General features: G+C 71.3%; 11 protein-coding genes and 1 pseudogene. 3 read left to right on the top strand and 9 right to left on the bottom strand.

Translation table 11 applies throughout. The features are described 5' to 3' along the window. Positions 1-212 precede the first annotated feature (212 nt). On the top strand, positions 213-1,025 hold the full coding sequence (locus FNX44_RS14390; RefSeq protein ID WP_143648627.1) for a DeoR/GlpR family DNA-binding transcription regulator: 813 nt from the start codon (positions 213-215) through the stop codon (positions 1,023-1,025). A gap of 64 nt (positions 1,026-1,089) precedes the next feature. On the opposite strand, the gene FNX44_RS14385 is transcribed toward FNX44_RS14390, so the two are convergent. Then, the gene (locus FNX44_RS14385; RefSeq protein ID WP_143648622.1) at positions 1,090-2,556 is read right to left on the bottom strand and encodes a Gfo/Idh/MocA family protein; all 1,467 of its coding nucleotides are present in this window, start codon (positions 2,554-2,556) and stop codon (positions 1,090-1,092) included. Positions 2,557-2,748: 192 nt separating this feature from the next. Beyond that, a complete protein-coding gene (locus FNX44_RS14380) occupies positions 2,749-3,438 on the bottom strand; it encodes a hypothetical protein (RefSeq protein ID WP_143648621.1) in 690 nt (229 codons plus the stop codon). 181 nt (positions 3,439-3,619) lie between these two features. On the opposite strand from FNX44_RS14380, the gene FNX44_RS14375 reads away from it, so the two are divergent. Both FNX44_RS14375 and FNX44_RS14370 read left to right on the top strand, forming a co-directional pair. Beyond that, complete coding sequence (locus FNX44_RS14375; protein WP_143648626.1) at positions 3,620-4,702, top strand: helix-turn-helix domain-containing protein; 1,083 nt, start codon at positions 3,620-3,622, stop codon at positions 4,700-4,702. Positions 4,703-4,773: 71 nt separating this feature from the next. Continuing rightward, positions 4,774-5,250, top strand: a complete 477-nt coding sequence (locus FNX44_RS14370; RefSeq protein ID WP_143648620.1) for a phospholipase A2 — start codon at positions 4,774-4,776, stop codon at positions 5,248-5,250. A 97-nt stretch (positions 5,251-5,347) separates the two neighbouring features. Here FNX44_RS14370 and FNX44_RS14365 read toward each other — a convergent pair. From FNX44_RS14365 to FNX44_RS14335, 7 genes and pseudogenes are all read right to left on the bottom strand, one after another. Next, positions 5,348-6,316, bottom strand: a pseudogene (locus FNX44_RS14365) (M28 family metallopeptidase); the annotation flags it as partial. Between the two features lie 170 nt (positions 6,317-6,486). Further along, positions 6,487-7,539, bottom strand: coding sequence for an EamA family transporter RarD (gene rarD / locus FNX44_RS14360; RefSeq protein WP_143648619.1), 1,053 nt, complete (start codon positions 7,537-7,539; stop codon positions 6,487-6,489). Between the two features lie 228 nt (positions 7,540-7,767). Beyond that, complete coding sequence (locus FNX44_RS14355; RefSeq protein WP_143648618.1) at positions 7,768-8,865, bottom strand: 2-oxoacid:ferredoxin oxidoreductase subunit beta; 1,098 nt, start codon at positions 8,863-8,865, stop codon at positions 7,768-7,770. Next, the gene (locus FNX44_RS14350; RefSeq protein ID WP_407699211.1) at positions 8,858-10,783 is read right to left on the bottom strand and encodes a 2-oxoacid:acceptor oxidoreductase subunit alpha; all 1,926 of its coding nucleotides are present in this window, start codon (positions 10,781-10,783) and stop codon (positions 8,858-8,860) included. Before FNX44_RS14350 ends, FNX44_RS14355 begins: the two co-directional genes overlap by 8 nt. A gap of 286 nt (positions 10,784-11,069) precedes the next feature. Then, a complete protein-coding gene (locus tag FNX44_RS14345) occupies positions 11,070-11,729 on the bottom strand; it encodes a response regulator (RefSeq protein ID WP_323369344.1) in 660 nt (219 codons plus the stop codon). Between the two features lie 248 nt (positions 11,730-11,977). Then, on the bottom strand, positions 11,978-13,312 hold the full coding sequence (locus FNX44_RS14340) for a sensor histidine kinase (protein WP_143648617.1): 1,335 nt from the start codon (positions 13,310-13,312) through the stop codon (positions 11,978-11,980). Next, on the bottom strand, positions 13,309-14,496 hold the full coding sequence (locus FNX44_RS14335) for a sensor histidine kinase (protein ID WP_143648616.1): 1,188 nt from the start codon (positions 14,494-14,496) through the stop codon (positions 13,309-13,311). Before FNX44_RS14335 ends, FNX44_RS14340 begins: the two co-directional genes overlap by 4 nt. Positions 14,497-14,507 lie beyond the last annotated feature (11 nt).

Below are 14,507 nucleotides of genomic sequence, written 5' to 3'. Positions count from 1 at the left end.
GGGCGGGGCAATGGCGGAGGGTGTGCTGTGTGTTCCTGCGCGTAAGTCTCCACCGCGCGCAGATTCACGCAGGTTGCCTGCCTGGGGTCGAGTATCCAGTAGCGGTGGTCCGGGGTCCAGGCGTCCACGCTCTCCGGCCGGGGGCGCCGCTGGTCGCGGCTACTAGGATCGGGCGGACGCCGGCCAGCCCGAGGAGTTCGAAGCCCATGTCGATGTCCAAGCCGGAGCGGTGGCAGACACTGCTGGAACTCCTTGCCAGCGAGGGGAAGTTGGACGTCGAGGAGGCGGCGGGCGCGTTGGAGGTCTCCAGCGCCACCATCCGGCGGGACCTCGACGAACTGGCCGAGCAGCAGATGCTCGTCCGCACCCGGGGCGGGGCCGTCGCGCACGGTGTCTCCTACGAGCTGCCGCTGCGCTACAAGTCGACCAGGCGTGCCGCCGAGAAGCGGCGCATCGCCGCGGCCGTGGCCGATCTGATCGGCGACAACGAGGTGGTGGGCCTCAACGGCGGCACCACGACCACCGAGGTCGCGCGGACGCTCGCGCACCGCGCCGGCGGGAACGGGCGGGGCGGCGAGAGGGCCGCCGCCACCCCGCCTGGCTCGCCGGTGCTCACCGTGGTGACCAACGCGCTCAACATCGCCGGGGAGTTGGCTGTCCGGCCGCACGTCAAGACGGTCACCACCGGCGGGGTGGCCCGGCCGCAGACCTACGAGCTGGTGGGCCCGCTGACCATGGGCGTGTTGAGCGAGGTGGTGCTCGACGCCGTGGTGCTCGGGGTCGACGGCGTCGACCCCCGGCTCGGGGTGATGGCGCACCACGAGGACGAGGCGGCGGTGAGCCGGCTGTTCGTCGAACGCGCGCAGCGGGTGGTGGTGGCAACCGACTCCTCCAAGCTGGGCCGCCGGGCGTTCGCCCGGATCTGCGGGCTGGACCGGGTGGACGTGCTGGTCACCGACACGGGGGTGTCGGAGGAGGCGGCGGCCCGGCTCGGGGAGGCGGGTGTGCGGGTGGTGAGCGTGTAGGGCCTGTCTTCGAGGCGGCGACGGCCGGGCGGGCTGTTCCGCCGTGTGCCGAGGGCGGCCGCGTTCAGCGGGTCGCCGCGGCGGGCATGTCGGAGGGGCGGGAGTCGAGGCCGGGGCGCTTGTTGACCCACGAGCCCCGGGTGAAGTCCGGGAAGGGCACCGGGCGTCCGCCGGCCCGCAGCGACGCCGCGCTGAGCGGGATCGGCGCGCACCACGCGGCCGAGTCGTACACGTCGATGTCGGGTACCAGGCCGGCCCGCATCTGCTGGACCGTGCGCCACTGGAGGATGTAGTCCATCCCGCCGTGGCCGCCGTTGTTGGCGGCGTCGTCGCCGACCTTCCTCCACAGCCAGTGGTCGAACTCCGCGCGCAGCCGCTCGAAGTCCCGCCAGCGGTGGTCGGTGTGGTCGGGTTCGAGGTAGACGCGTCCGCCGGTGCGCGACGTGCCGGCGTAGTCCTCGAAGATGCCGCGGGTGCCGGCGAGGCTGTTGATCCTGCTGTACGGGCGGGGTGAGCTGACGTCGTGCTCGGCGCGGATGACCCGGCCCTGGTGGGTGTCGATGAGGCAGGTGATCAGGTCTCCGTTGACGTACGTCTCCCGCCAGGAGGGGTGCGACCTCGGGATGTGGCGGGCCCGGTAGTCGGCGAGGCCGCGTGCCTCGGTGGCGGTGGCGCGCAGGGTGGTCATGCGGTCGCCGCGGTTCACGTCCATGGCGGCCGCGATGGGGGCGAGGCCGTGCATCGGGTAGAGGGAGGCGGTGCTGCGGGTGTGCCACAGCCGCCGCCAGGAGTCGGTGTAGTAGGTGTCGGAGAACAGCAGCGCACGGAGGTCGTGCAGGTAGCCGCCGTGCCCGTTGGTGACGTCGCCGAACAGTCCTTCGTGCGCCATCTTCAGCATGGCCAGTTCGTTGCGCCCGTAGGAGCAGTTCTCGGCGAGGAAGAGGTGGCGGCGGGTGCGTTCGGAGGTGTCGACGAGGTCCCACAGTTCGTGGAGTTCGGTGGCGACGGGCAGTTCGACGAGGGCGTGCTTGCCGGCGAGCAGGGCGTCGCGGCCCTGCCGGTGGTGGAACTCCCACGGGGTGGCGATGTACACGAGGTCGACGTCGTCCCTGCGGAGCATCCGGCGGTGGGCCCCGGCGTCGCCGCCGTAGACGGCCGGGCGGGGTTTGCCGGCGGCGACGAGCCGGTCCGCCGTGCGTTCGGCCCGCTCGGTGCGGATGTCGCAGACGGCGGTGACGACGCTGCCCGGTACGACGGACCAGCCCGTGGTCATCGAGCTGCCGCGCTGGCCGAGGCCGATGATCGCGACGCGGACCGTGCGGTGCGGCTCGTACGGTACGCCGATCATCGACTTCTGCCCGGGCCGGCGCGGCCGCCACCCGGCGGCGGCCGCCGGCGGGGCGCCGTCCGCCGCGAGGGCCGGCGGGGCGGCGGCACCCATCACCCCGGCGCCCACTCCGGCGGCCGCCGCCCCGCCGGCCAGGGCCCCTCCCAGAACCGAACGTCGTGACACCGCGGGCTTTTCCGGCATGGCTGAGCACCCCTTGTGAAGGACGTGGACAGATGTGACACCGAGGACCGTGCTGGGGACCGTGCGTACTCCGGGACTACCGGGCGACATGACTGTCCCGGCGTGACGGCCGCGTGTCAATACCTGTTTGAAAAGCGCCAGTTGAGAGCAGAAACAACCAGAGTCGGTGCGGAGTCCGTCGTCCGGCGCGGCTCAGTCCTGGCGGGAGAGGGGGTCGCGGAGTTCGGTCTGCAGACGGGCGGTGGCGGCGACGGGGAGACCGCAGGAGGCGTAGCGGAGCTGGTCGGAGCGGGCGGCGATGAGGTCGAGGTCGAGGAGCTGGCGGCGCAGCTCCTCGAGCGGTGCCTTCTCCGGGTCGCCGAGGGGTGCGGGGGCCGGGGAGCCCGGGCCTTCCGTCAGGTCCGCCAGGTCCGCCAGGTCGGCCAGGTACTCGACGTGCTGGGCGACGGCGTCGACGGCGCGCATCCCCGCCCAGACGGCGAAGTCCGCGCAGCCGTACAGGTGGGAGGCGGTGGCGTGCAGTACGGCGGTGGCGGCCGGTTCGTCGGCGTCGTCCGGGCCGTCCTGCCCGTCGTTGTGGAAGTAGTCGCTCAGCAAGTACTCGCCCATGCCGCGCTTGACGGCCGCGAACGCGGCCGTGTCGCCGAGCGCGGCCTCCCACACCGCGTCCAGCAGCGGGCGCAGGCCGAGTGTGAAGGGGGAGCGCTGCTCCGGCGGCAGGGACTCGTGCCTGCGCATCAGACGTTCCGCCACTCCGGCGGCGAAGACGGTCCGCTCACCGGAGGACGCCGCCGTCAGGCGTTCCCGTACATCCGACGCCAGCCGCTGCCACTCGTCCATACCGCCGCCCTCGCCGTACCGTGCCGGGCTGCTGCCCGCCACCTGCGATCATCGCACCGTGGACGCGGGTCGGCACAGACCAGGATCGGCCGTGCGGCGGACGCGACCGGCGACGCCCGGGGGCTGCCGTCCGGCTCGGTCGACCAACGTGCGCGACCCGCGCCGCGAACCGGGATCGCGATGCGAGCTGGGCGCCCACGGGGGCGGGAACGGGGAGATGACAGTGCTGTCAGAGACGGTGCACCGGACTGATGACGTGCCGGCGGGCGAACGGCTCGACTGGTGGCGGGAGTTGATGGAGCAGACGATCGCGCCGATGGAGGTGACCAGCGAGGGGGAGACGGAGTTCGCCGCGAACCAGCGGCTCCTCGGACTGGGGGAGTCGTCCGTGTGGCCGACGACGGTGGGGCCCTCGTGCTACCGGCGGACCGAGCGGATGATCCGGCACTCGGACCCCGAGCGCTACCACCTGACGCTGCTGCTGCCGGGCTCCTCGCCGTTGCGGGTCAACCACGGCGAGCGCGACGACCTGCACGACGGACCCGGGCTGTACGTGATCGACACCTCGGTGCCCTGCGAGGTGCGGTCGATCGGGGACGGAGTGCTGGTGGGTGTGGGCGTGGAGGTCCCCAAGGTGCTGCTGCCGGCCGTGCCGGGCAGGCGGACCGACTCGCTGCTGGGCATGCCGCTGAGCGGGCAGGACGGCTTCGGCGGACTGCTCGCTCAGTTCCTGCTCTCCCTGAGCACGGAGACCGACCGCTACCGCTCGGCGGACGCGGGCCGGCTTGGCACGGTCCTGCTCGATCTTGTATCCGGGCTGTTCGCGCAGCATCTGGACGCCACCGGGCTGCTGCCGTACGACACCCGGCGGCGCAATCTGCTCCTCCGGATCCGGGCCTTCGTCGAGCGGCATCTGGGCGATCCGCGGCTGACTCCCGGCGCGATCGCCGCCGCCCATCACCTGTCGACACGCCAACTCCACCGGCTCTTCAAGGAGGAGGAGATGACGGTGGCGTCACTGATCCGGCACCGGCGCCTCGAGCGCGTTCGCCGGGACCTGGCCGATCCGGCGTGCCGGACGACGCCCATCCACGCGATCGCGGCGCGCTGGGGCTTCCCCGCCATGGCGCATTTCAGCCGGGCCTTCCGCGCCGAGTACGGGATGCCGCCGAGCGAGTACCGGTGGCGGGCGCTGGAGGTCGGCGCGCTGGCGCAAGCCCTTGTCGCCGAGGGTCAACGACAGGACGGGTTGCTTCCGGGAACCTCGGGGATGCCGGGGGCCCGAGCGGCCGTGACCGGAGGCTGAACTCCGCGCTCCCGGACGTCACTTCGTGACGTTCTCCCTGAGTACGACCAGCAGAGAAACGGGGACGACCGATGCGTGGAAACCACTCGCGGGCCTTCGCGGGCCTGGCACTGGCCCTGACCGCGACGCTCGGCGGCGCGGTGCTCACGGCGCCCACCGCCGCCGCAGCACCCTCCAAGGCGGAGCTGCGCAAGCAGGCGGACCGCTACATGAACATGACCTACAACGACTACCACAACGCGAGGAAGACGGGCCCGTTCAACTTCAAGAACAACGGCTGCTCGGTGCCCGGCAACAGCTACGCGCCCTTCAAGGTGACCTTCACGAGGGCGTGCAACCAGCACGACTTCGGCTACCGCAACTACGGCGGCAACGGGCTGAAGCTCAGCAAGACCAGGTCGACGAAGAACTGGCTCGACCGTCGCTTCAAGCAGGAGATGTACCGCGCCTGCAAGAACAGCAACTGGCACAAGAAGTCGTGTGAGACGGCGGCCGACGCGTACTACCTCGCGGTGAACACCGGTGGCGACAAGGCCTTCTTCGGCTGAGCCCGTCCGGCGCTCGTTCGCGCCGGACGGCCACGGGCCGCCGCATCGGCGGGTGCGGCGGCCCGCGTGGCCACTCGCGACGCCGGGCCTGTCAGTCGGCTGACAGGGTCCACACGGCGTGGGCGAGGGCGTCGCTGTTGCGGTCCAGGGCGGTGGTGTTGATGTTGCTCGTGCCGTCGCAGGCGGAGTGGTAGCACGGGTCGAACGACCGGCCCGCCTGTCCGCCCCACTTCCGCGCCTGGGCTGCCGTCTTCGTCCGGCCGGCGCCGGTGAACAGGCCTCCGACGGGCACCCCGACCCGCTGGAAGCTGGCGTGGTCCGAGCGGCCGCTGGTCTCGGTGGCCGGTTCGGTGGGCACGCCGCGGTCGGCGAACCACTGGGTGAAGACCTTCTCCAGCGCGGGGTTGTCGTTGTAGACGAAGTAGCCGGCGTTGATCGAGCCGATCATGTCGAAGTTGAGGTAGCCGGTGACGCGGTTGAGTTCGGTGCGCGGCAGGGTGTTGACGTAGTGGCGGGAGCCGACGAGGCCGAGTTCCTCGGCGCCCCACCAGGCGAAGCGCAGGGTCTTGTCCGGTTTGAGGTTCTCGCGGGAGACGGCGAGGGCGGTCTCCAGCACGGCGGCGGAGCCGGAGGCGTTGTCGTTGATGCCGGCGCCGCGGGTGACGGAGTCCAGGTGGGCGCCGGCCATCAGGACGCGGTCGGAGGCGCCCGGCCAGTCGGCGATCAGGTTGTAGCCGGTGGCGCCGTTGGCGGTGAAGGTCTGCACGGTGGTGCGGAAGCCGGCGTCGTCGAGCCGCTTCTTGACGTAGTCGACGGAGGCCCGGTAGCCGGGCCGGCCGTGTGCGCGGTTGCCGCCGTTGGCGGCGGCTATGGAGTTGAGTGCGTCGAGATGGGCCCTGACGTTGGCGACAGGTATGTCCGGTGCGGCGGTGGTGTGCGCCGCCGGAGCGATGGCCGGTGCCGATGCCGGTGCGGCGGAGGCCGGAAAGGCGGCGAGCGCGCCGGTGAGGAGGGCGGCGGCCAGGCCCGTGCCGAGGGCCTTCCGTCGCCTGGATCGTGGGGGCATGACAGGCATGTGGGGGAGCCTCCCAGGTCAGTTTGACGTGGGCATGATGCTCTTCCCGGTTCTGTGGACTGTCAAGGCACCGGTCGGTGGCCGGTTTCCAGTGTCCGCCCAGCGAACGCACTGCCGCATCGGGAGGCGACTCCCGCCCCACGGGTGCCGCCGGGGCGCGGTCAGCGCTCTGCGGGCTCCCGCCGATGTGACGCGTTACCGACGGCGGCCTCTCCCGCCGGCGCGGGCTCCCCTACCGGCGCGGCCTCCCCCGCCGCCACGTCCGCGTCCGCCGGCACCGCGGCTGCGTCGTTCGCCGCCTGGGCGCGGGCCGCCCGCAGCGCCGCCCGGTTGCGGCGGGCCGTGCGCAGGGCGTCGAACGTGAGGATCAGCAGCGCCGCCCACACCAGCAGGAAGCCGGCCAGTCGCGCCGGCGGCATCTCCTCGTGGAAGACGGTGAGACCCAGCAGGAACATCGTCGCCGGGCCGAGATACTGCATCATGCCGATCGTCGACAGCGGCACCCGCATGGTGGCGGCGCCGAACAGGATCAGCGGCAGGGCGGTGGCCAGTCCGGCGCCGGCCAGCAGCAGGGCGTGCGTCGGGCCCTCGGCGGTGAACGTCGAGTCGCCGCGCGCCGAGAGCAGCAGCAGGAATCCGAGCGCGGGCAGGAACTGGAGAAGCGCGTCCGCGCTGAAGCCCTCGAGGCCGTCCAGCAGCGACTTCTTCTTCAGCAGTCCGTAGGCGGCGAAGCTGGTGCTCAGGCCGAGCGCCACCCAGGGGACCTGACCGTAGGCGAAGGTCATCACGGCGACCGAGCTGGCGCCCACGCCGACGGCCACCCACTGGAAGGGGCGCAGCCGCTCCCGCAGCAGCAGTACGCCGATGGCGATCGTGATCAGCGGGTTGATGAAGTAGCCGAGCGACGCCTCCAGGACGAGCCCGGAGCTCACGGCCCAGATGAACAGGTACCAGTTCGCCGAGATCAGCAGCGCGGACAGCGCGGCCATACCGAGCTTGCGGGGGTCGCGCAGCAGCGGGCGTATCCACGCCCAGCGGCGTACCGCGAGCAGGATGAGCGCGGCGACGGGCAGCGACCAGACCATGCGGTGGGCGAGCACCTCGGCGGCCGGGGTGGCGGACAGGAGGTGCCAGTAGAGCGGCAGCAGGCCCCACATGCCGAAGGCGGCGAACCCGAATATGAGTCCCGTCCGGGTCTCGCTCCTCGCCGACACGACGCCTCCCGCTGTGCTTCCACGTGCCATGAGCGTCACAGCCGACGCCCCTGGCAAGGTAACGCGCCGCGGCCGCTTTGTCATTCCCGTTACGCGGGACGCTACTGTCGCTGCCGAGCGTCACGTCCGACGTCCGGAGGGACACGCGTACGCGTCCGCGAACGGGCGGCGGCCCGGGCGCCGATCCCCGTGGAGGATCGGCGCCCGGGCCGCCGCGGGCCGGAGGGTCTACAGGACCGTCCAGGTGTCGTTTCCGGCGAGCAGCGTCGCGAGCTCGCCCTTGCCGTACCGCTCCACGGCCTGCTCCAACTGCTCGGCCATCTCCGTCTCGTACACCGGTCGGCGCACGTCGCGGAAGACGCCGACGGGCGTCCGGTGCAGGGTGTCCGGGTCGGCGAGCCGGGACAGGGCGAACGCCTGCGTCGGCGAGGCGCTGTGCGCGTCGTGGACGAGGATGCCGTCCGTGCCGTGCTCGGCGACGTCGACCACCTTCAGATCGCCGGTCACCGGGTCGCGTACGACGCCCTTGCCGCCGAGGCCGTCCTCGCCCGGTACACCGAAGCGGATCGGCTGCCCGTGCTCCAGCCGGATCACGGCCTCCTGCGCCTGCTGCTTGTCCTTCAACGCCTCGAACGCGCCGTCGTTGAAGATGTTGCAGTTCTGGTAGATCTCCACCAGCGCCGTGCCGGGGTGGTCGGCGGCCGCGCGCAGCACCTCGGTGAGGTGCTTGCGGTCGGAGTCGACCGTGCGGGCGACAAACGACGCCTCGGCGCCGATGGCCAGCGAGACCGGGTTGAAGGGTGCGTCGAGCGAGCCCATCGGGCTGGACTTGGTCAGCTTGCCGGCCTCGGAGGTCGGCGAGTACTGCCCCTTCGTCAGCCCGTAGATCCGGTTGTTGAACAGCAGGATCTTCAGGTTGACGTTGCGGCGCAGCGCGTGGATGAGGTGGTTGCCGCCGATGGACAGGGCGTCACCGTCGCCCGTCACGACCCACACGGACAGGTCGCGCCGGGCGGCGGCCAGGCCGGTGGCGATGGCCGGGGCGCGTCCGTGGATGGAGTGCATCCCGAACGTGTTCATGTAGTACGGGAAGCGGGACGAGCAGCCGATGCCCGAGACGAAGACGACGTTCTCCTTCGCCAGGCCGAGTTCCGGCATGAAGCCCTGCACTGCCGCCAGCACGGCGTAGTCGCCGCAGCCGGGGCACCAGCGGACCTCCTGGTCGGACTTGAAGTCCTTGGCCGACTGCTTGGCGTCGGCCTTGGGGACCAGGGTGAGCGGGTGGTGCTCACGCTCCTGGCTTCCCCCGGTGAGGACGTCAGCCATGTTCGATGGCCTCCTTGAGGACGTGGGCGAGCTGCTCGGCCTTGAAGGGCATGCCGTTGACCTGGGTGTGGGGCTGCGCGTCGACGAGGTAGCGGGCCCGCAGCAGGGTGGCGAGCTGGCCGAGGTTCATCTCGGGCACGATCACCCTGTCGTAGGAGCGCAGGACCTCTCCGAGGTTCGCGGGGAAGGGGTTCAGGTGCCGCAGGTGGGCCTGGGCGACGTGCAGTCCTTCGCGGCGGACCCGGCGCACTCCGGCGGTGATCGGCCCGTAGGTCGAACCCCAGCCGATGACCAGTACCTTCGCCTCGCCGTCCGGGTCGTCGACTGTCAGGTCGGGCACCGTGACGCCGTCCACCTTGGCCTGCCGGGTGCGGACCATGTACTCGTGGTTGGCGGGGTCGTAGGAGATGTTGCCGGTGCCGTCCTGCTTCTCGATGCCGCCGATGCGGTGTTCGAGTCCGGGCGTGCCGGGCACGGCCCAGGGGCGGGCCAGCGTCTCCGGGTCGCGCTTGTAGGGCCAGAAGACCTCGCTGCCGTCCTCCAGCACGTGGTTCGGCGAGGTGGTGAACTGCACCCGCAGGTCGGGGAGTTCGTCGATCTCCGGGACACGCCACGGCTCGGAGCCGTTGGCCAGGTAGCCGTCGGAGAGGAGGAACACCGGCGTGCGGTAGGTGAGCGCGATCCGGGTAGCCTCCAGCGCGGCGTCGAAGCAGTCGCCCGGCGTGGCCGGAGCCACGATCGGGACCGGCGCCTCGCCGTTGCGGCCGTACATGGCCTGGAGGAGGTCGGCCTGCTCGGTCTTGGTCGGCAGTCCGGTGGACGGACCGCCGCGCTGGATGTCCACGATCAGCAGCGGCAGTTCCAGCGAGACGGCGAGCCCGATCGTCTCGGACTTCAGCGCGACACCGGGCCCGGAGGTGGTGGTCACCGCGAGTGAACCGCCGAACGCGGCGCCGAGCGCGGCGCCGATACCGGCGATCTCGTCCTCCGCCTGGAAGGTGCGCACACCGAAGTTCTTGTGCTTCGACAGCTCGTGGAGGATGTCGGACGCCGGGGTGATCGGGTAGGACCCGAGGAAGAGCGGGAGGTCCGCCTGCTGAGACGCCGCGACCAATCCGTAAGACAGCGCGAGGTTGCCCGAGACGTTCCGGTAGGTGCCGGGCGGGAATGCCTTCGAGGCCGGCGCGACCTCGTAGGAGACCGCGAAGTCCTCCGTGGTCTCGCCGAAGTTCCACCCCGCGCGGAAAGCGGTGACGTTCGCCTCCGCGATTTCCGGCTTCTTCGCGAACTTCGACCGGAGAAAGCGCTCGGTGCCCTCCACCGGACGGTTGTACATCCAGGAGAGCAGGCCGAGGGCGAACATGTTCTTGCTTCGCCCGGCTTCCTTGCGGCCGAGGTCGAAGTCCTTCAGCGCCTCGACGGTGAGCGTCGTCAGCGGCACCGGGTGGACCCTGTAGCCGTCGAGTGAGCCGTCCTCGATCGGGCTGGTGTCGTAGCCGACCTTGGCCATCGCGCGCTTGGTGAACTCGTCGGTGTTGACGATGATCTCCGCGCCCCTGGGCAGGTCGCCCACGTTGGCCTTCAGGGCGGCCGGGTTCATCGCGACCAGCACGTTCGGCGCGTCACCGGGCGTGAGGATGTCGTGATCGGCGAAATGCAACTGGAATGAGGAGACGCCCGGAAGGGTTCCGGCGGGCGCGCGGATCTCCGCGGGAAAGTTCGGCAGGGTGGAGAGATCATTGCCGAAGGACGCGGTTTCGGAGGTGAATCGGTCCCCCGTCAACTGCATGCCGTCGCCCGAATCCCCCGCGAACCGGATGATCACCCGGTCCAGACGCCTGACTTCTTTGGCGCTCTCCTGGCTGACCTGTTGGGTCACTTGCAAAGACCTCCCTTGAGGCGGCGGCTCACTGTCCATCGTACGTGCGCGAGGTCCGCCGACCGGGGGCTGCTCGCATGGTGGACGCGTTCGTGAGACGCCCGCGGTGATGGCTCGCATCGCCCGGGACGTCGCCACAGCGGCACCTCGCGCACCAGCCGTGACACGCCGTCCACCCCCTCCCTCGGTGCCGGTCGCCCGCGCGGCGGCGGGCCGACCGTCGGCGTCCGTCCCCCGGACCGCCCACTGTGCGGGGCGGCCCATACGGCGGACTTAGCCGTCGGCTAAGCCGACCGGGAGGGCCCCGGTCGGCCGGTTTCGCTCGTCAACCGTTCAAGTACGTCAGAACTGCCAGGACCCTGCGGTGATCCGCGTCACTCTGCGCCAGGCCCAGCTTCAGGAAGATGTTGCTCACGTGCTTCTCCACGGCACCGCCGCTGACCACCAGCCGGGCGGCGATCGCCGAGTTCGTCCGGCCCTCGGCCATCAGTCCGAGCACCTCCCGCTCGCGCGGCGTCAGCCCCGCGAGGACGTCCTGCCGGCGGCTGCGCCCGAGCAGCTGGGCCACCACCTCCGGGTCCAGCGCCGTGCCGCCGGCGGCCACCCGGGCCACCGCGTCCACGAACTCCCGCACGTCGGCGACCCGGTCCTTCAGCAGGTAGCCGACGCCCCGGGTGGAGCCGGCGAGCAGCTCGGTCGCGTACTGCTCCTCCACGTACTGCGACAGCACCAGCACCCCCAGCTCGGGGAAGCGCGCCCGCAGCTCCACGGCCGCGCGCACCCCCTCGTCGGTGTGCGTCGGCGGCATCCGCACGTCCGCGACCACGACGTCCGGCGCCTCGCCTGCCTCGTGCAGCTCCACCACCGTCTTCACCAGCGCGTCGCCGTCCCCGACGCCGGCGACCACCTGGTGCCCCCGGTCGGTGAGCAGCCGGGTCAGCCCCTCGCGCAGGAGGACGGAGTCCTCCGCGATCACCACCCGCACGCCGACTCCTGCGTCAGCCGTGTCCGCCACGTCTCCTCGTTCCCCCGGTGTCCCCCGGTAACCACTGGTCTGCACGGTGCTCGGACCAGCATCCCAGAAGGCGGACGCTCCCGTCAGGGGAGTGGGGGCGGCGGTCAAGCGGTTGTCAGCTCGCTGTCAGGCGCACGCCCGGCGGCGTGCGCCTGACGCGTGCGCGGGTGTATCCGGACGGGTCTACCTCGGGTTTCCGGTCGGGTTTCCGGTTGTGTTCATCGGGGTGTGTCCTCGTGTCGGTCGCGCCAGGGGAGTTCGGCGGTGATGGTGGTGGGTCCGCCGGTGGGGGAGTGGATGAGGAGGAGTCCGTCGACGGAGCCGAGGCGTTCGGTGAGTCCGGCGAGTCCGGTGCCGTGGGTGGTGGTGGCGCCGCCTTGGCCGTTGTCGGTGATCTGGAGCATGAGGCGGTGGGGGGTGTGCCAGAGTTCGACGGTGGCGTGGGTGGCTTTGCTGTGTTTGCTGATGTTCTGGAGGAGTTCGGAGACGGTGTAGTAGGTGATGGCTTCGATGGCGGGTGCGGGGCGGGTGGGGAGGTCGGTGTGGATGGTGACGGGGACGGTGCAGCGTGGGGTGAGGGCGGAGAGTGCGGGGCCGAGTCCTCGGTCGGTGAGGATGGCGGGGTGGATGCCTCGGGCGAGGTCGCGGAGTTCCTGGAGGGCGAGTTTCACTTCGCCGTGGGCTTCGTCGACCATGCGGGCGGCGGCTTCGGGGTCCTCGGTGAGTTTTTCCTTCGCCAGGCCCAGGTCCATGGCGAGTGCGACCAGGCGGGCCTGCGCGCCGTCGTGCAGATCCCGTTCGATCCGCCGCAGATCCGCACTCGCCGTGTCCACGACCTGGCCGCGGTCCACCTCCAGTCGGCGCACCTTGCTGGCCAGCGGTGAGGGGCCGAGCAGGCCGCGCACCAGCAGCCGGTCCACCCAGGTCAGCGCGTGCACGACCCACGGGGTGAGCAGCACCAGGGCGAGCCCGATCAGCGCGACCACGCCGATCTCCAGCGGGGTGTCCACGTACCGCCCGTCGCCGTAGCCCTCACCGCCGAGCTGGATGCCGGGCTGGCCGGTGTAGCGGGGGAAGACCCAGTACCACAGCGGGTGGGTCAGCAGCCCCCAGCCGACGGACCACAGCAGCATGCCGGCCAGCGCCGAGCAGAACGCCCACGGCAGGTGCAGCACGGTGTAGAGGGTGTGCCGCCAGGCGCTGCCGCTGCGCAGCGTCGCCCACATGGCGGCCAGCGGGCCACCGCGGCCGGGAGCCGGACGCAGCGGTTCCGGTTCCTCGACGGCCATCCGCAGCAGCAGCCGGGCCCGCCACCGTTCGAGGGTGCCGACGCCTCGGCAGAAGGCCAGGGTCAGCGCCAGCAGCGGAACCCCGACGAAGGTGATCAGCAGGCCGGCGCTGGTCAGCAGCAGCCCGTAGACGATCGGGGAGACGACCGAGGCGACGACCAGCCCGCTGAACAGATACGCCAGCTCCCGCCAGGCCCAGCCGGACACCGGCGCGCGCAGCACCTCGCGGAGCGTTCCGGCGAGGGTGTTTCCGGTTGTGTTCATCGGGGTGTGTCCTCGTGTCGGTCGCGCCAGGGGAGTTCGGCGGTGATGGTGGTGGGTCCGCCGGTGGGGGAGTGGATGAGGAGGAGTCCGTCGACGGAGCCGAGGCGTTCGGTGAGTCCGGCGAGTCCGGTGCCGTGGGTGGTGGTGGCGCCGCCTTGGCCGTTGTCGGTGATCTGGAGCATGAGGCGGTGGGGGGTGTGCCAGAGTTCGACGGTGGCGTGGGTGGCTTTGCTGTGTTTGCTGATGTTCTGGAGGAGTTCGGAGACGGTGTAGTAGGTGATGGCTTCGATGGCGGGTGCGGGGCGGGTGGGGAGGTCGGTGTGGATGGTGACGGGGACGGTGCAGCGTGGGGTGAGGGCGGAGAGTGCGGGGCCGAGTCCTCGGTCGGTGAGGATGGCGGGGTGGATGCCTCGGGCGAGGTCGCGGAGTTCCTGGAGGGCGAGTTTCACTTCGCCGTGGGCTTCGTCGACCATGCGGGCGGCGGCTTCGGGGTCCTCGGTGAGTTTTTCCTTCGCCAGGCCCAGGTCCATGGCGAGTGCGACCAGGCGGGCCTGCGCGCCGTCGTGCAGATCGCGTTCGATCCGCCGCAGATCCGCACTCGCCGTGTCCGTCACCACCCGTCGGCCCGCCTCCAACTGCGCGATCCGACGCTCCAGCTCGTCCGAGGGCGCCAGCAGTCCGCGCACCATCGCCCGGTCGCCCAGCGACAGTCCGCGCGCCAGCCACGGCAGCCCGGGCCAGGCCACGAACAGCGCCGTCAGCGTGACGGTGAAGGTGAGCACACCCCACGGCAGCCGGACGAACGCAAACAGCGCGTGCCGCCAGGCCACCGGATCCCGCAGCACACCCCACAGCCACGGCAGGAAGCCGCCGTAGGTGCTCCGGCGCAGCGGCGTCGGCTCCTCCACCCGAAGACCGAGCAGAGCACGCGCCCTGGCCCGCTCCCACTTGCCGTACTCGCGGCAGCCCATCAGGCCGAGCGCGACCACCGGCAGGCCGATGACGGTGATCGCCATCAGCAGCCCCGTGTACAGCCAGACGCTCACGTAGACAAAGCCGAGCAGCGCGAAGGGGAGGTTGGTCAGGAGATGGGCGATCTCCTTCCAGGTGCTCGCGCTGAGCGCCGCGCGGGGAGGGGGCAGCGGGGCGTCGTCACTGGTCGGGGCGGCGGGTCTGGGCGTCATGGTGCCAAGCC

This window comes from Streptomyces alkaliterrae (assembly GCF_007097205.2).
GTDB lineage: Bacteria > Actinomycetota > Actinomycetes > Streptomycetales > Streptomycetaceae > Streptomyces > Streptomyces alkaliterrae.
This window is presented reverse-complemented; position numbering and strand designations above follow the sequence as displayed.

Excerpts from the sequence above, each read along its gene's own strand:
- FNX44_RS14355 (WP_143648618.1), bottom strand. The coding sequence starts at position 8,865 with ATGGCTGACGTCCTCACCGGGGGAAGCCAGGAGCGTGAGCACCACCCG.
- FNX44_RS14385 (WP_143648622.1), bottom strand. The coding sequence starts at position 2,556 with ATGCCGGAAAAGCCCGCGGTGTCACGACGTTCGGTTCTGGGAGGGGCC.
- FNX44_RS14350 (WP_407699211.1), bottom strand. The coding sequence starts at position 10,783 with ATGGACAGTGAGCCGCCGCCTCAAGGGAGGTCTTTGCAAGTGACCCAA.
- FNX44_RS14390 (WP_143648627.1), top strand. The coding sequence starts at position 213 with ATGTCCAAGCCGGAGCGGTGGCAGACACTGCTGGAACTCCTTGCCAGC.
- FNX44_RS14340 (WP_143648617.1), bottom strand. The coding sequence starts at position 13,312 with ATGAACACAACCGGAAACACCCTCGCCGGAACGCTCCGCGAGGTGCTG.
- FNX44_RS14370 (WP_143648620.1), top strand. The coding sequence starts at position 4,774 with ATGCGTGGAAACCACTCGCGGGCCTTCGCGGGCCTGGCACTGGCCCTG.
- FNX44_RS14335 (WP_143648616.1), bottom strand. The coding sequence starts at position 14,496 with ATGACGCCCAGACCCGCCGCCCCGACCAGTGACGACGCCCCGCTGCCC.